Below are 17,101 nucleotides of genomic sequence, written 5' to 3'. Positions count from 1 at the left end.
TTATGGGAGAAAAAAAGTAGTATTGATACACAGTCAGTAGAAATGGTTATAACTATGGTAACTTCTCAAAATGCAAGTTCCATTTCGCATATAGGAATAGCAAAAGCTCCAATATATGACTATACTAATACTAAAAAACATTCAAGCCTTTCACTTAAACTTCATAGTTTTATTGCTAAGTGTGCAGAGATTATTTATCCTAACAAAAAAGAATATATGATTACTGTTCCGACAAAAAATATGACTCATATTATTATTAAAGAATATGAGAAAAAAGGAATTCTAGATAAAATATATATAGGACACCAAGATACAAAAATACAGCAAGGATCTTTAGAGGAATTAAAATCTAAATATCAAAATACTAAATGTACACGATATGAGGAACAAGAACATGAACCTTTAATCACTTGTGATTTGGAAACATTAGCAAATCTTAGCTTTAAAAATAGCCATATAGAATATGAATATTATTCAGAAGTAATTGGTGATACGATAATATAAAACAATGCAGCCTTCCATAAAGCAAATTCTTAGTGATGCTACAGATAAATTAAATAAAATAGGTATCAGTTCGTCGCAATTAGAAGCACGAATTTTACTACAGCATGTTATAAATAAACCTATCGAATATTTGCTTATTAATCTTGATGAGCAGTTAAATGAAGTTGAGATAGAAGCTTTTGAAAAACTGTTAGAGAGAAGATTAAAGCATGAACCCATAGCGTATATTACAGGCGTTAAAGAATTTTACTCACGTGAATTTATAGTTAATAAACATGTGTTAATCCCCCGTGCGGATACGGAGGTTTTGGTTGATGTTGTGTCTCAATGTCATTCCCGCGTAGGCGGGAATCCAGAAAAAAAGCGACTGGATCCCCGCTTTCGCGGGGATGACATAAGAGAAACCTGCAATGACAAACTCTTTAGCATACTCGAACTCGGTACAGGTAGCGGTTGCATTGCTATCAGCCTATTATGTGAACTACCAAACGCTAGGGTAGTAGCTACTGATATCAGTCTTGATGCTATAGAAGTTGCTAGAAATAATGCTCTAAAATATCACGTAACGGATCGCATTCAGATTATTCAAAGTAATTGGTTTGAGAATATAAAGGATCAGAAGTTTGACTTCATAGTTAGCAACCCACCATATATAGCTCACCGTGAAAAGCCGGAGATGGCAGTTGAAACAATCAATTATGAACCGTCTATTGCCTTATTTGCTGAAGAAGACGGCTTGCAAGCTTACTGCATAATTGCCGAAAATACTAAACGATTCTTAAAACCAAACGGTAAATTGGCGTTAGAGATAGGGTTTAAACAGGAAGAAGCGGTAACTCAAATTTTCTTAGATCAAGGATATAATATTGAAAGCGTTTATAAGGATCTACAAGGTCATAGCAGGGTAATATTATTTTCTCCTATTAACTTAACTCGGTCATACGCAAGACGTATCGGAAAAAGCTTATCAGGGCTGCAACAAAATTTGTTAGATAACGAACTACCGAAATATTTATTTTCCAAAGAAAAGCTTACTTGTGAAAAACGTAAAATCTTTTTAGAAATAGGTTTTGGTATGGGCGAGCATTTCATTAACCAAGCCAAAATGAATCCTGATGCACTTTTTATTGGGGTAGAGGTATATTTAAACGGCGTTGCAAATGTTTTAAAGCTTGCTGGCGAGCAGAATATAACGAATTTTTTATTATTTCCTAACAATTTGGATTTAATATTAAATGAGATACCATGTAATATTCTTGATGGAATTTATATTTTATTTCCCGATCCATGGATAAAAAATAAGCAAAAAAAGAAACGTATTTTCAATAAAGAACGGTTTAAGATTTTACAGGATAAACTAAAAGATAACGGTAATTTAGTATTTGCTTCCGATATCGAAAATTATTTTTATGAAGCAATAGAGTTAATAGAGCAGAACGGTAATTTTAAAATTATGAATAAAAATAATTATTTAAAGCCGCATGATAATTATGTAATTACCAAATATCATCAAAAAGCTACTCAAGCGAATAGAATACCGAGATTTATAATTTTGCAGCACGTTTCAGGCGATCATTAATTGCAGCCCCTATATTCACTCGAGGTATAGGAGCAACTGCTATACCACTTACAGCGTCATCACGATCGCTTGATACAAGCGAATTTTTTGAGTCAAGCCTTTGCTCACGTACTTTTATACGTTCCGCAGGCTTGCTCTTAAATTCATCTTGTCTGAAGCAATCATGATTTAGCTGTGTATCATGAACTGCAGCATAATCATCAAGGATTCTTAAATAAGCATAAAGATTTGCAGCAGCTTCTATAAGGTCACCTTTGGCACTTAAATTTAATGAAAATTTCCCCGTAAGATTACTATTGCCAAAATTTAAGCCGATTTCTTTATCCTCTAAATTTGTAGCATTTAATCTAATAGGCGTATTCGGCGAATAGTGTTTAGCAAGCATTCCCGGAGCTTTTATATTACTTGTCTCTGATGCTTTTAAAACTTTTACTCCAAGTACTTCTTCTAAAATTTCAGCAGTTATAAACCCTTCTCTAAGGATAGTAGGAGTAACAGTTGTTGTATCGATTATCGTTGACTCTAGCCCATATTCAGATTGATAAATTTCAGGTGCTAAAATAAAAATTTCTGCGTTTTCTGAAAAATGTTTTGTAACATGCTCGGCGTTAGTCGGACTAATATAGTTTGAAGGGTTGGCACTTGGTGCGGCAATAGGTACGCCTAATTGTCTGATAAGTTCTAATGCTAGCGGATAAGACGGTATCCGAATCGCTATTGTATTAAGCCCTGCCGTTACACTAGGAGCAATATTTGCATTCTCTTTTAAAGTGACAACTACAGATAATGGTCCAGGCCAAAATTTTTCTGCTATTTTTGTAGCTAAATCATTAAACTTTCCTATTTCCTTTCCTTGCTCTATGGAGGAGACATGCACAATAAGCGGATTAATAGCAGGGCGATTTTTAAATTGAAAAATCTTTAAACAAGCTTCATTATTAGTAGCATCCGCTCCGATTCCATAAACTGTTTCGGTTGGAAAAACAACTACCTTGCCGGATTTTATAAATTGAACTGCTTTACTGAACATTAATTTAGTTATTTTGGTTTTTACTAATTCAGTGTCATACCGTGGCCCCTCCACGGTATCCAAAAAACAAAAATATCAATAATTATTGATATTTTAACTGGATCCCGTGAATAAATCACGGGATGACAGAGGTAGAAGTGATTCACACATCAACGCCATACGGGGATAACGAACCTACAGACGACAAAACTTAGCTATTTTATCAAATAATTCACAAATATTTTGTAATAACGATAAACGATTCTCTGCAATTTTTGGATCAGGATCATTAACGAGTACATTATCAAAAAAGCTAGTAGTAGGAACTAATAGCGATGATAGTAAATTTAAAGCTTTCTTATAATCTTTATCAGTTATACTATCTATAATTTGCGGCAAAATTTTTTGGATTACTTCAAATAATTCTTTTTCAGGTTGTGTACTAAAGAGACTTGTATCAACTAAGCCGATAATTTTCTGATCACCGATTATATTACTAGCTCGTTTGTAAGCATTTAATAATTGTTTGCCTGCGTCTTCTGCTAAAAATTTTTGTAAGGCATTAAGTTTTAGACTTATACTAACCAACTCATCTTCCATTCTTAAATCAAGAACAGCATTAATTAACGCAATATCATAGTCATTTTTAAAGTAAAATTTTGCTCTTTCTTCAAAGAAAGATATTATTAAATCCTTATTTTTATGAGAAGAATCTCTATATAAGTTTATAGAAAAACTAATTAAATCATTTAAATTTAGCTCTAATTTATTTTCAAGTATTATTCTTATTATGCCAAGAGCTTGACGTCTTAAGGCATATGGATCGCCTGAACCTGTTGGGGCTTCACCCGCTATCATTAGACCGACTAAACTATCCACCTTATCGGCTAAAGCAAGCAGTGCTGCATTTCCACTTGGTACATTATCGCTCAAACCTTGCGGTTTATAATGATCTTTGATTGCAGCGGCTACTTCTTCGCCTAATCCCTCATGTTTTGCATAATAATAGCCCATAATACCTTGTAAATCAGGAAACTCCCCAACCATTTCAGAGACGAGATCGCTTTTACAAAGTTTTGCTGCCGTGATTAACTCTTTATTATTTGGAGCTATATGCTTGCAAATTTTAATTATACGATCAATTTTTTCTCTTAAATTACCAAGTTTTGCATGAAACGTTACAGCTTCTAATTTACCTAATCTTGACTCTAAAGTTTTAGCTATATCTTGTTTATAAAAATATAAAGCATCCGAAAGACGTGCAGATAGTACTTTTTCATTACCTTTAATAACGAGGTCAGCATTTGCAAATCTACCATTACTGACAAAGAGAAAATATTGTGCGAAATTTCCTTCTTTATCGAATAGACAGAAATATTTCTGATGTGTACGCATCGAAGAAATTAGCACTTCCTTAGGTAATTCTAAGAATTTTTGTGGGATTTTTCCAAGTAGCACAACAGGAAATTCACTAAGCCCTGCTACTTCTTCAATTAGACGATTATCTTCTTTTATGTTTAGATTATGAGAATTTGCCAGTTCCAATAAACCTGTTTTAATTATTTCTTCTCTCTTTGTTCTTTCTAAAATAACGTGATTTTCTGAAAGCTTATTTTTGTAATCCTCAAAATCTGTTACTTCTAATTTTTTATTATCAGTTAAGCGATGCCCGTACGTAATATTATTAGCGGTTAAATACCCAAATTGCAGCGATAGTACTTCGCCGTCAAATATGCATAAAATGTTACGCAGTGGTCTAACCCACTTTATATTATAATCACCCCAAAACATCGATTTTGCCCAGCTATATTTATTAATAGCTTCTATAATAATCTCCGGCAAAATTTCTTTTATCTCTCTTTCTTCTGTTTTTTTAACAAAGAAATAATATAGCTGATTATTAATTAATTTAGTAGAAAGCTCTAATTTACTAACGTTATGAGCTTTACAAAATCCATTAATTGCAGCTTCCGGAGCATCTATGCTCGGTCCTTTAATTCCCGTTTCTTTCGGCAGAGTTACTTTCGGTAAGTGGGTAGCATACAGTGTTATCCTACGAGGTCCTGCAAATAGTTGCACTTTTGCAAATATTTCGTTTTCTTCAAAAATTTTCGTGAATATGTTTAAATAACCCTCTTCAGCATTTTTTTGCATGAATGCAGGTATTTCTTCACTAAATAGCTCTAATAATAATTCACTCACCGCTTAACTCCAACCATTTCATACAACAAATTTTAGCTAAGTGCCGTACTCTTAAAATATAAGAGGCACGCTCAGTAACGCTAATTACCCCAAGTGCATCTAATCGATTAAAGGCATCGCTTGCTTTTGTACATTCATAATAAGCAACATGTGGTACATTTTCTTTTACTAACCGCTTACATTGTTCTTCGCTATCTTTAAAATGTCGTACTAACATCTCACTATCTGCAAGCTCTAAATTATATTTTGAGTATTGTCGTTCAGCCTCAAAATCAACTTCCCCGTATTTTAAAGCTTTTTCTCCTACCTGCCCATTCCAATCAAGTTCCTTTACTTCATCAACACCTTGAATATATAATGCAAGCCGCTCAAGCCCATAAGTGATTTCACCGGCAACAGGACGGCATTCAATACCGCCAATTTGCTGCATATAAGTAAATTGGGATACTTCCATACCGTCACACCATACCTCCCAACCAAGCCCTGAGGCTCCGAGCGTCGGCGACTTCCAATCATCTTCAACAAAACGAATATCATGCGTTTTTAAATCTATGCCTAAACATTCTAAGCTTTTAAGATATAAATCTTGAATATTATCCGGTGATGGCTTTAAGATAACCTGAAACTGATAGTAATGTTGCATTCTGTTAGGGTGCATGCCGTATCTGCTATCACCTGGTCTTCTCGATGGCTGTACATAAGCTACTGACCAAGGTTTTGAGCCAAGACATCTAAGTACCGTTGCAGGGTGAAACGTACCGGCTCCGACATGTGCATCGTAAGGCTGCAAGATTGCACAGCCGTAATCCTGCCAGTAATTTTGCAAGGCTAGTATAATTTGTTGAAATGATAGTTTTTTCATAAAAAATGCATTGTCATACCGCGACTTGATCGCGGTATCCATTTATATTGATTTTATTAGATACCGCGATCAAGTCGCGGTATGACACATAACACAGAAATCTTAATAATACTCCTTACCGATCTCGATTTTAGGACGGTTATTAGCTACACGCCAATCGTTAGTATCACGGAAAGAATAAACACAGCCGCAAAATTCTTGCTTATAAAAATTCTCTTCTTTGGCGATTTCATACATCCTACTAGCACCACCGTCTTTACGCCAATTATAAGTCCAATATGTTATCCCCTCATAATGAGATGCGGCTCTAATCCCTGATTCATTAATTTGGTTTATATCTTTCCATCTAGAAATACCAAGCGAACTAGTTATAACCTTAAAACCGTTTTCATAAGCATATAAAGCCGTACGCTCGAAACGCATATCAAAACACATTGTGCAGCGTTTACCTCTCTCAGGCTCAAACTCCATCCCTTTAGCACGCCTAAACCAATTTTGCGGATCATAATCTGCGTCGATAAATTCTATATTATGCTTCTCAGCAAACTTAATATTTTCATTCTTACGAAGCTCATATTCTTTTTTAGGATGAATATTAGGATTATAGAAAAAAAGCGTAAACTTAATACCGGTATCGATCATTTTCTCCATTAAAGGACCAACGCACGGAGCACAACAACAATGGAGTAAAACCTTACTTCCACCATCCGGTACTTCAAAAATTTCACTCATGATTAGCTGACCAAATTCTTTTTATATGTCTCTTTATAGAATTTTAGGATTATAGAAGATAACAAAGCAAGTGCAATTAAATAATATGCAATAGCATAATTGTCTCCGGTAACTTTCGTTAGTATCATTGCTAACATTGGAGCAGTACCGCCAAATATAGCAGCTGCAAGGTTGTATGAAAGTGCAACACCGGTAAATCTTATGCTAGTTGGAAATATCTCTACTAAAACCGTTGGGATAGGTCCCATATAAATAGCGATAATTCCAGCAAATATTACTTGAGATATTATAGCTAAAGTAAAGTTCATTGATCCTAAGACTAGAAAAATAGGATAGACTGATAAAATTAACAAGATAATACCCCATATTAGTACAGGACGCCGCCCTACCTTGTCCGAAACATACGCAGATATAGGAAATACTATCATCATTATGATTAATATTATACTACTAACAATTGTGCTTTGCTGACTAGTATAACCAAGCGTTTGCATAAAATTACCGATAAAAACCGTAGAAGTATAAAAAGGAGCAGTTACGGTAATATAAAGACCAAGTGCGATAATTAGTTCTTTTGGGTATTTTGTTAATGTTTCTCGTAAAGGAAAACGTGCTAAACGCCCTGTTTCCTTAGCTTTTTTATAAATAGGACTTTCTGCTAGGTTTTTTCTAATATATAAACCTACAGAACTAATAAATAAACCGGCAATAAAAGGTATTCTCCAACCCCATTCAAATAGCATATCAGCGGGCATAAAATAAGAAAAACCGGCTGCTGTAGCAAGTCCAAGCAGCATACCGCCGCACATACTAACGAATGAGCTACTCCCCGCAAGTCCTCGCTGCTCGAACGAAGCATGTTCTACAATATACGAAATACAACCGCCAAACTCCCCTCCTAAAGAAAAACCTTGTATGAGTCTGATAACAGTTAAAATAATAGGAGCGGCAATACCTATAGTTTTATAGTCTGGTAAGAGACCTATCCCGGCAGTCGGTATTGCCATAGTTATAATACCCATTACCAAAGCAGCACGTCTGCCGAATCTATCACCGATATTACTGAAAATAATACCGCCGAGCGGTCGTACTATAAAGCCTGCAGCAAATACCGCAAAAGTTAAAGTCTCTCGCATTTCTGAATCCGGAAAAAAATGCTGCCCTATAATATAAGCAAATTGAGCATATAATGCATAATCATACCATTCTAAAGCATTGCCGATCATGCCGGATATTACTACTTTTCTCATTAAGTTATTTTATTAATTTTAAAAAAGATAATAAGAGGAATATTTTATATTCTCAAGTAAAAATAGCTTTATAGCTTCATTGTACGGCTCATTTATGTCATTCCAGCGAAAGCGGGACGTTGTTGCATGGATACCACCTCGTCATTGCGAGCGGTCGAAGACCGCACGGCAATCCAGTAAAAATAATTAAAAAAATGCTAAAAATTAGCATTTTTAACTGGATTGCTTCGTCAAAACTTACAGTTTTTCCTCGCAATGACGAAAAAAACTATCCATGCAATAACGCCAATGCCTCGCTGGAATGACATCGAGTAGGTTTTTCTAATCATACGGGCAACATCTACAGTCACTCGCAATTACGATACCCTATCTATGTTTTTCATTAACCACTTTCTTAGTTAATTTAGCATTTATTTGAGAAGGAGAAACTTTAATATTTTGTTTGATGTTTTTTGTTTTTTCTTGAGAGAGAAGACTTTCTTTATCATTTTGTAATGTTTTCACAAACTTATCTATATTGCTTTGTTCTAGTTTTATTGCATTATCATTATTTAAAATTAATCCTCCAAATTTTTCACCAAGTTCAGGTGCATATCTGACTGCAAAAATCGATGCCGGTACAACTATGATAGAAAAAGCCGCTCCCGCAGTCGCAACACTAATTGCTCCAACTAATAAAGCACAAACAGCACCGGCGATTTTTCCGGTTGCTTGTTTAAATATATTACTTTTTTGTGTAAATGCTAAAGACATTTCTAATATTTTATTAAATTCTTTCTTTATATAAATTGTTGCTTCATCAATATTATTATATTTCTTCATTGCATACATTACAGAAGCCTTAAATAATTTTTTATGAGATTCCACATAATTTATTATTTTGTCAAAATTCTTCTCCTTTAAAAGAGTTTTAAATATATTTTTAATTTTTTCTTTTTCGGTACTATTTATTTTTTCATCTCCAAAATAAACTTCTACAAGATTTTCTGCTATTATATCTTGTGATTGCTCTAAAATATTATTCTTATTTTGCTCATTTTCGTCTTCAGAAGTAATCATTATTGCAAATAACTCTAATGCTACAGAAAAATTATCATCGTTAATAACCCGCATACCTAAATAATTTTTGAGTCTAGAAATACATTTATTAATATATTTTTCAGCCTCCGGTTTAGAATTAAGCCTTAGCGTATAATCTATAGCAAGCATATTTGCAATAGTAGAGCAAGTAGATTTCGTAAGATTATTGACAAAATTATTAACAATATCTTTTTTAAATAAATTAGTATTTATGTTATTAAGTACTATTGCATTATCCATTTTAGTAATTTATTTTGAGGCTAATTCTCTGATATATAATATCAATTTAGCATAAATAAGATTAGGAGCATGATTCACTGAAAGTTTATATATATTCTTAGGCGTTAACACTTCTTCATTACGCACTCGTACAAAAGATATAAGAGTATTAGGAGGCATATAAGAATAAATTTCAGAGAATATTTTTAGAAAAGTCAAAAAATCTGCACATGCATATTTTATATTTATGCTATAATTATTTACATGAATCGATTCACCTTCTCCTCCTTCAATCGCCTGAACATTATTTTTAAAAAATACTGAATTTATAGATACGTCTATAGGTTCTACTAAATCATATTTATTGCTTAAGCTTTTTATTTTAGGAATTAGTTCTTGATAATTTAAGCAACTCACATTACTTAGAACGCTTAAATCTACATATTTTTTGTAAGATTCTAATATTTCTTCTTTAGAGTTAATGACAGAATAAAGCTTTAAAACTTCCTCTGTTAGATTTTCTTGTGAAACTTGTTTATCAAGAATAGATTTACTGTATTCTTGCTGGAAATTTTTTATTATCCAAATAGTTAAGGAAATAAAGAAGAAATATATAATAAATTGAAAGAATATAAGATTCTTTAAATACATAATATATTTTTCAAACATTACTTTTACCTTGGGTTATTAATGCCGGTTTAGGATAGATATATTCTAGAGTATATACGAAGATCAACTTCAAAAAGAGCAAGGAGTCCGCAAGACGAGGAGCAGAGCGTATACTTAATACGTGAGCACCGCAGTACTTGTAGGACGACGCAGCCAATTTTTGAAGTTGATCGAGTATATTACGTTTTATCGTCAACTATATTAACCGATAAAGGAATTACTACCTTACCGAATATATCAAGTATTTTATCCTTATATATGACATAATCTATCTGCAAATTAGATAATTTATTTTTTACGTTTTGCATATGATCATCTAGCATCTTTAGAGATTCATCTACCGATAGATTATCAGTATGATATTTAAGTATTAATTTGATTATTAATTGTCTCTTAGAAACTAACAAAATATTATCTATATTTGTTAATTCCCATTTAATTTCTTCTAATTTAAAAGCCGGATTTAAAGTAATTATAAGTCTGTTAAGTAAATCAAACGGTAGCGGTACCGGCGCTTCTAGTAATTTTTCTATTACATATAAATCAGCTAGGCTAGTAGTATTTTTAATATAAGGATATTTATATTTGATACTATCATATTCTTGATTTGTTGCATAATATTTTTCATTAATAGAGTTTATGTCTTTGTAATTCTGTTTTGTATTATATTTGATAATACCGACCACTAATATTAATATTATAAGTAATGCACTATATAATTTAAATGTCAGATCCTTTATAGTAACTAGTTTTTTTATTGATTTTAAATTATTATTATAAGCGGGAAAACTCTTATATTCTAGAAACAGCCTACTAATATTCGTATCTATAAATCTTTCTTTTTCTAGAGTTTGCTTATTTAGTATATTATCAACCGGTATAAAGATTACAGGGCGATCTTCAAAATTTGTTGATTCTAATAAAGATTTTAACTCTTCATCTACTATAAGAATTATACAGGCTCTTTGATCAAGATTACTTATATAGTTTTTAAATAATATCAAACAATCATTAATTTCTTGTTCTATAATACCTTGAACATAGCCGGTTGTTTTACCGAATGGATACTCAAGATTTCTAATTGTTATTATATTTTTATGTTTGATAATAAATTTTATACCGCTAGCTTGTGAGGCATATACACAAATTTGGAAATAATCATTATATTTATCATTTTCTATATTCTGTACTATTTTATTTATAATAACTTTTAGCTCTAGCGTTAAAAAGTAAATTCCTTTTAAATCAAGCGATCTTTTATCTATAATGCATGAAATTATATCACTTAAAGGTGTTTCAAATGGACACGACATAATTAAAATCGACCAAATTTCACTTGGTGTAGTAGTAATTTCGTAAACACAATGTGCTATAATGTCTTCTTTATTAAAATAACCTTCGATAAATTGTTCAATAGGATCAAGTTTAACTATTGACTGTAATATAGGTATTTGATCGTGCCGTGTCTTACATTCACTACCGTCAAGTAAAAAATAAATATCGCTTTTTGGAAATTTACTAAAAAAGTTTTTATAAGGGTTTAAGTCTATCTGTTCCTGAGTAGGGATAAATAATTTATCTAATAATTTATTATCGAGAAAAATACTAAGAAATACACCTTTATTACCTAGTAACACCACGATCTTTTTTCTTTTGAAAGAAAATATTTTTAATTTTGTTACAAAATTAACAAAATGTAATTTGATCGAATCAAAAATATTTTTCATAAATAAATTTATTTTAATCATAATTCAGTGTATTTTACTATACTGGACGTCATTTCTGCGTGGATACCCGAGTCGTCATTGCGAGTAGCCGTAGGCTGCGTGGACTGATTTTCCGTTGTCATCCCGTGAGCTTGTAGCGAGATCCAGCTTAAAAAATACATAATAATATTAATATTTTTATGGCCTCCGTGGTCAAGCGAACTAGGTGACACGGTGGATTTTACCGATCCACAAAGGAATAACATAACATTTAAATAATATATCTTACCATGACTAAATTTACCACCGAAGAAGTTAGAAGTAAATTTATAACTTACTTTAAAGCAAATAATCATACACATGTACCGGCTAGCTCGTTAATTCCACACAATGACCCTAGCTTAATGTTTGTTAATTCCGGAATGGTACAATTTAAAAATGTTTTTACCGGACAAGAAAAAAGACCTTATAACAAAGCGGTAACTAGTCAGAAATCTCTTAGAGCCGGCGGCAAGCATAACGACCTTGAGAATGTCGGTTACACGGCAAGACATCATACCTTTTTTGAAATGCTAGGTAATTTTTCATTCGGTGACTATTTTAAAGAACAAGCCATATATTACGCTTGGAATTTATTGACTAAAGAATTTGAACTCCCAAAAGACAAGCTATATGTAACAATCTATCATACCGACGACGAAGCAGCTTCTTACTGGAAAAAAATAGCAGGATTTAGGGATGATCGCATAATAAGAATCAAAACAAATGATAATTTTTGGTCTATGGGCGATACGGGTCCTTGCGGTCCTTGCTCTGAAATTTTTTATGACCACGGAAAACAAATATACGGTGGGCTACCTGGCACTAAGGACGAAGACGGTGACAGATTTATCGAGATTTGGAACATGGTATTTATGCAATATGAACAAATCGATAAAGATACTAGAATAGAGTTACCGCAAAAATCTATCGATACCGGTATGGGTCTTGAGCGTATGACGGCAGTATTACAGCATGTTAACAATAATTATGACATAGATTTATTTCAGGAAATAATTAATTTTACCGAAAATATAGTAAAAGTGAAAGTAGAGGGAGAAGCTAAATTTTCTTACCGAGTTATTGCCGACCACTTACGAGCAAGTAGCTTTTTAATAGCTGACGGTGTTATCCCTTCAAATGAGGGGCGTGGTTACGTACTTCGCCGTATTATGCGAAGATCCATGCGGCATGCTCATATGTTAGGCAGCAAAGAGCCGCTTATGTATAAATTACTGCCAAAACTTGTTGATTTAATGGGGAATGTTTATTCTGAACTTAAGAGAGCAGAAAGCTTTATCAGCAGCATCTTAGAACAAGAGGAAATTAGGTTTAAAACTACTTTAGAACGTGGTCTAAAGCTTCTTACCGAAGAAACAGAAACGCTAATAAAAGGTAATGAATTATCAGGAGAAGTAGCGTTTAAACTATATGATACTTACGGATTCCCGCTTGATTTAACTGAAGATATTTTAAAAAGCCGTGATATTTCCGTCGATCATAAGGGATTTGAAGAGCAAATGCTTGCACAAAAAGAATGTGCTAGAAAATCTTGGCTTGGCTCCGGTGAATCAAAAACAGATCAACTATGGTTTGATATTAAAGAGCAGCATGGTAGCACGGAATTTTTAGGATATACGCTTAATGAAGCAGAATGTAAAATAATTGCATTAATTAAAGATAATAGTTTAATTGATAATATAAAAGAAATAGATACGCAATTTCTGCTAATCAGCAACCAAACACCTTTTTATGGTGAGTCCGGTGGTCAAATGGGTGATATTGGGACGATATTTTCAAAAGATTCTGAAGTATATTACTGTGAAATGAAGAGTCAGTATACGAAGTTCAACTTGGAAAAGAACAAGGAGACTGTAAGCCGAGGAGCGGAGCGTATACTAATACGTGAGCATCCGAGGACTTACAAAGACGACGCAGCCAATTTTTCAAGTTCAACGAGTATAGAAGTAATAGATACTTTAAAATATCTAGGCTCTATTATAGTCCACAAATGTATTTTGAAAAAGGGGCAGATTAACGTAGGCGAAAATGCTAATTTTAGTATAGACATCAAACATAGACAAAATTTAAGGATTCACCACTCGGCCACGCATATATTACATGCAGTACTACATGAGGTACTTGGTAAACATGTTACACAAAAAGGTTCTTTAGTCGCTCCGACTTATTTACGTTTTGATATTAGCCATTCTAAAGCTGTGACTAATGAAGAAATCACTTTAATCGAATATAAGGTAAATGAGATTATTAGAGATAATCATGAAGTAAATACTACATTAATGACAACTGAAGATGCAGTCAAACAAGGAGCTATGGCACTGTTTGGCGAGAAATACGACTCTGAGGTAAGAGTAGTTAAGATGGGTGAGACTTCTTTAGAATTATGCGGTGGTACGCATGTCAGACGTACCGGTGACATCGGTTGCTTTAAAATCACAAGCGAAAATGCTATAGCGGCAGGGGTTCGTAGAATTGAAGCAGTTTGCGGTGAATTCGTAATTAAATTAATGAGAGAAAAGGATAGTTTACTTAAATCGATAGAAAGCAGTTTAAAGACTAACAAAAACGAACTTATTACTAAAATTAATAATATTTTAGAACATAATAAAGAGCTTGAGAAAGAGCTTAAAAAAGTCCATTTAGCACGTTTAGATTTAAGTATAGAGCAGATTGAAAAGCAAGCTGAGGATATAAAAGGAGTTAAGTTAATTAATCGATATATAGAGAATTTAGACAATAAAGTATTGCGTCAGGCTGCAGAAAATTTAACGAAAAAAGTAGAAGATTTAATAGTAGTATATATTACGGGTAATAATGATAAATTATCTATTACGGTTGCGGTGAGTAAAGCTATAACAGACAAATATAATGCAGGTATAATTGCAAAAGAACTCTCTTTATTCTTAGGAGGCAGCGGCGGAGGTGGACAGCCTTCGATTGCTCAAGCCGGAGGAAATGATATAGATAAGCTAACTAACATCCATGAAAAATTACATAGTTTATTAACAGTGTCGTAGTGTACTAATTTAGGACGTGGTTGCGAACAGTTGTAGGCGTTGTTGCATGACTCGTTTTATGTCATTCCCGCGTAGGCGGGAATCCAGAAAAAAGTATAAATACAGCAAATTTTTGAAATTAAAAGCTCAATTTATCTCGCTTTATGCTGGATTCCCGCCTACGCGGGAATGACATCTAAGACTTTTTAAAAATTGTCCGGTACTATGGATTTGATCGTAGGATTCAGTCTTTTTTTGTTTTGTTATGGATCCCGTGGTCAAGCCACGGGATGACAGAGGTGAAATTGATCCACACAGTCTATGACTGCTTGCAATGACGGAGTGGTATCCACGCAACTATATATTATAATACCGTTAAATCACCGAGTGCTTCTACTAATTTATGGTTATTAGCAAAATTTTCTACCTCATTATGATTGCCGTAATGATCAAAATTTAGTAATAGTTCTTCTTGAGAATTTTTATAAAAAATGTTGGTAAATAAACGCATTTCGCCGTCAATTTTAACTTCTACTGCTTTATTTTGTAAAAATTTAACTCCATTGATATTTGTTTTACAATATGTAATACCTTTTTCTATAGCTCGAGTAAAAGAATCAATAAGGTTATTATCTAGTTTCTTTTTAACTTCTCCCGCAATTTTTGCAAAACAATTAAGCCCCTTATATTTACCTACAGAATAAACATCATCTTTTTTAATAATCTGTTTATTAACATTCCAGCTGCTAATAATTTGGTTATTAGTGATTTTTTGACTAATTTCAAAAAGTTTTTGTTGTTTTACCCGTTGATAATGAGCGTGTATTTCTTTTGGATTATATTACTCTATAACCTCTTCTATATTTTCAGCATTATAATTAACAGCAATTTCTTGTTGTTTTTCTTCGCTTAATTGATTTAAATATCCTTGAGCTTTTTCCTTATCTTTACCTAATAAAGCAGCTGCTACACCAATTTCTAAAGCTTCTTCATTTTGAGGATCATATTTTAAAGATTTCTCAATATTCTTAAGAGCAGCTGTAGTTTTTTCTTCTGCCATTAAAGAAGTACTTGCAGTATTAAGAATTTCTACTATCACTTCTTCTTTGAATTCAGATTCATCGTACAATATAGAATCAGGATCAAGATAGCTTTGTAAGATTGCAAAATTTTTATATATTTGCATATCTTTTTTAGGTATAATTTTTAAAACATCATGAGCTATTTCAACTTGTTTAGTACAAAGTACAGTTGAAAATATCAAAAGTTTATCACTTAAGAATTTAAAAATTTCTTTTAATTCCTGCTTTAATTCTTCTTTATAAACACTTCTTTTTTTATCAGAAAAACTATTATATTTAGCAATATATTTACAACAATTTAACATAGGCAAATATTGCGGAAGCAACGTATTAATATCAATAAGATTTAATTTTTCTTTATTAATCTCATATAAATTATTTAGCATTTCCAATAAATATTTAACATTGCCTAAAGGCATTTGTAGAATTATGGAAGTGTTGAGAGATAAGGAATTAAGCAGAGAATTACAGGAAGGATATTTTTTTGGAAAAATTTGTGTTTAAATTTAAGATAAATTTTGGTCAGTATATACAAAATTAGTAGAAATTTTGTTACTATCTATGCGTTATCTATGATAATATTAGTTACCCGTTAAAACGGTTAATCGTTTCAAATTAAAACATATAGCCTTCATAAATTCAGAGAATTGAATTTTGACAATACAAATATATCTGACACGTTTATTATCTTGTGAAAATACTCTTTCAAAAGGTGCTCTAATTTTTGTATAATATTTATCAAGGTCAAAATTCTTATCTTGCATGTTATTTCTCTTTACAGCACAAAGATGCACTTCTTTCCTAGTGGCTGCATCTTTGACAGGCTTTGTACAATATGCTTTATCTACATATGTAGCACCGGAGTGTGGCATAACATACGTAAGAAGATAGGTACTAATTTACTATCAAAAATATTTACAAACTTTAGAGATCAACTAAGAAAGCAAGGTTATAAGAGTGAGGTATTTACTTTTGTGGATGCCTCTCATTTAATCTCAAAAGCTAGTCTTTGGGAAGAACGTGATGAGTTGAGGAAGCAAAAATATGACAAGCTCAAATAAGACTTTGTCTAAAGTTGCAAATGATAAACAAGCTAAAATTGGTTGTAAAGGAGGTAATAAGTTTTGGTATGGTTATAAAAAACATGTTAG

18 protein-coding genes and 1 pseudogene are annotated in these 17,101 nt (G+C 32.6%); 6 read left to right on the top strand and 13 right to left on the bottom strand.

Going from position 1 to position 17,101, the window contains the following annotated elements; all coding sequences use genetic code 11:
* Together SB78_RS10880 and trmB are read left to right on the top strand one after the other, a co-directional pair.
* A partial coding sequence (locus tag SB78_RS10880; RefSeq protein WP_241773729.1) for a hypothetical protein occupies positions 1-504 on the top strand: 504 nt, incomplete at its 5' end.
* Between the two features lie 4 nt (positions 505-508).
* Positions 509-2,083 (top strand): bifunctional peptide chain release factor N(5)-glutamine methyltransferase PrmC/tRNA (guanosine(46)-N7)-methyltransferase TrmB, encoded by a 1,575-nt coding sequence (trmB, locus tag SB78_RS04165; RefSeq protein ID WP_041078868.1) that lies wholly within the window; start codon positions 509-511, stop codon positions 2,081-2,083.
* A gap of 178 nt (positions 2,084-2,261) precedes the next feature.
* Here the strand turns inward: trmB and SB78_RS04160 are convergent.
* The 5 genes and pseudogenes from SB78_RS04160 to SB78_RS04140 form a co-directional block, all read right to left on the bottom strand.
* Positions 2,262-3,113: pseudogene (locus SB78_RS04160) on the bottom strand (L-threonylcarbamoyladenylate synthase); the annotation flags it as partial.
* Positions 3,114-3,287: 174 nt separating this feature from the next.
* Positions 3,288-5,294: a glycine--tRNA ligase subunit beta gene (gene glyS / locus SB78_RS04155; RefSeq protein WP_041078866.1), complete on the bottom strand. Its 2,007-nt coding sequence runs from the start codon at positions 5,292-5,294 to the stop codon at positions 3,288-3,290.
* Positions 5,287-6,156 (bottom strand): glycine--tRNA ligase subunit alpha, encoded by an 870-nt coding sequence (locus SB78_RS04150; RefSeq protein WP_041078865.1) that lies wholly within the window; start codon positions 6,154-6,156, stop codon positions 5,287-5,289. Before SB78_RS04150 ends, glyS begins: the two co-directional genes overlap by 8 nt.
* Positions 6,157-6,258: 102 nt before the next feature.
* Entirely contained in the window at positions 6,259-6,888 is a 630-nt protein-coding gene (locus SB78_RS04145) for an epoxyqueuosine reductase QueH (protein ID WP_041078864.1), read from the bottom strand.
* Between the two features lie 2 nt (positions 6,889-6,890).
* Positions 6,891-8,138: a metabolite/H+ symporter gene (locus SB78_RS04140; protein ID WP_041078863.1), complete on the bottom strand. Its 1,248-nt coding sequence runs from the start codon at positions 8,136-8,138 to the stop codon at positions 6,891-6,893.
* A 122-nt stretch (positions 8,139-8,260) separates the two neighbouring features.
* On the opposite strand from SB78_RS04140, the gene SB78_RS09690 reads away from it, so the two are divergent.
* Positions 8,261-8,443 carry a hypothetical protein gene (locus tag SB78_RS09690; protein WP_158510101.1) on the top strand — a complete coding sequence of 61 codons (183 nt, stop codon included), beginning with the start codon at positions 8,261-8,263 and terminating at the stop codon, positions 8,441-8,443.
* Positions 8,444-8,504: 61 nt separating this feature from the next.
* Here the strand turns inward: SB78_RS09690 and SB78_RS04135 are convergent, their stop codons facing one another.
* The 4 genes from SB78_RS04135 to SB78_RS04120 form a co-directional block, all read right to left on the bottom strand.
* Positions 8,505-9,458, bottom strand: a complete 954-nt coding sequence (locus SB78_RS04135) for an RP853 family protein (protein ID WP_041078862.1) — start codon at positions 9,456-9,458, stop codon at positions 8,505-8,507.
* Positions 9,459-9,467: 9 nt separating this feature from the next.
* Positions 9,468-10,106 carry a hypothetical protein gene (locus tag SB78_RS04130; RefSeq protein WP_041078861.1) on the bottom strand — a complete coding sequence of 213 codons (639 nt, stop codon included), beginning with the start codon at positions 10,104-10,106 and terminating at the stop codon, positions 9,468-9,470.
* A gap of 179 nt (positions 10,107-10,285) precedes the next feature.
* Positions 10,286-11,854, bottom strand: a complete 1,569-nt coding sequence (locus SB78_RS04125; RefSeq protein WP_041078860.1) for a hypothetical protein — start codon at positions 11,852-11,854, stop codon at positions 10,286-10,288.
* Positions 11,851-12,078, bottom strand: coding sequence for a hypothetical protein (locus SB78_RS04120; protein WP_146625023.1), 228 nt, complete (start codon positions 12,076-12,078; stop codon positions 11,851-11,853). Before SB78_RS04120 ends, SB78_RS04125 begins: the two co-directional genes overlap by 4 nt.
* 24 nt (positions 12,079-12,102) lie before the next feature.
* Here SB78_RS04120 and alaS point away from each other — a divergent pair, with 24 nt between their 5' ends.
* Entirely contained in the window at positions 12,103-14,889 is a 2,787-nt protein-coding gene (gene alaS / locus SB78_RS08070; protein ID WP_041078858.1) for an alanine--tRNA ligase, read from the top strand.
* Between the two features lie 46 nt (positions 14,890-14,935).
* Positions 14,936-15,061 carry a hypothetical protein gene (locus SB78_RS11490; protein WP_277813958.1) on the top strand — a complete coding sequence of 42 codons (126 nt, stop codon included), beginning with the start codon at positions 14,936-14,938 and terminating at the stop codon, positions 15,059-15,061.
* On the opposite strand, the gene SB78_RS10870 is transcribed toward SB78_RS11490, so the two are convergent.
* The 4 genes from SB78_RS10870 to SB78_RS04100 form a co-directional block, all read right to left on the bottom strand.
* On the bottom strand, positions 15,031-15,225 hold the full coding sequence (locus tag SB78_RS10870; protein ID WP_241773728.1) for a hypothetical protein: 195 nt from the start codon (positions 15,223-15,225) through the stop codon (positions 15,031-15,033). The genes SB78_RS11490 and SB78_RS10870 overlap by 31 nt on opposite strands.
* A 7-nt stretch (positions 15,226-15,232) precedes the next feature.
* On the bottom strand, positions 15,233-15,379 hold the full coding sequence (locus tag SB78_RS10110; protein ID WP_199402775.1) for a hypothetical protein: 147 nt from the start codon (positions 15,377-15,379) through the stop codon (positions 15,233-15,235).
* A gap of 330 nt (positions 15,380-15,709) precedes the next feature.
* Complete coding sequence (locus SB78_RS10865) at positions 15,710-16,369, bottom strand: hypothetical protein (RefSeq protein WP_241773727.1); 660 nt, start codon at positions 16,367-16,369, stop codon at positions 15,710-15,712.
* Between the two features lie 162 nt (positions 16,370-16,531).
* The gene (locus tag SB78_RS04100; RefSeq protein ID WP_041078857.1) at positions 16,532-16,822 is read right to left on the bottom strand and encodes a hypothetical protein; all 291 of its coding nucleotides are present in this window, start codon (positions 16,820-16,822) and stop codon (positions 16,532-16,534) included.
* Between SB78_RS04100 and SB78_RS04095 the strand changes: the two genes are divergently transcribed.
* Positions 16,814-17,011 carry a hypothetical protein gene (locus SB78_RS04095; RefSeq protein WP_041078856.1) on the top strand — a complete coding sequence of 66 codons (198 nt, stop codon included), beginning with the start codon at positions 16,814-16,816 and terminating at the stop codon, positions 17,009-17,011. The genes SB78_RS04100 and SB78_RS04095 overlap by 9 nt on opposite strands.
* Positions 17,012-17,101 lie beyond the last annotated feature (90 nt).

This window comes from Rickettsia asembonensis (genome assembly GCF_000828125.2).
Taxonomy (GTDB): domain Bacteria; phylum Pseudomonadota; class Alphaproteobacteria; order Rickettsiales; family Rickettsiaceae; genus Rickettsia; species Rickettsia asembonensis.
Note: the sequence above shows the minus strand (reverse complement) of the source record. Positions and strands in the feature narration are given on the sequence as shown.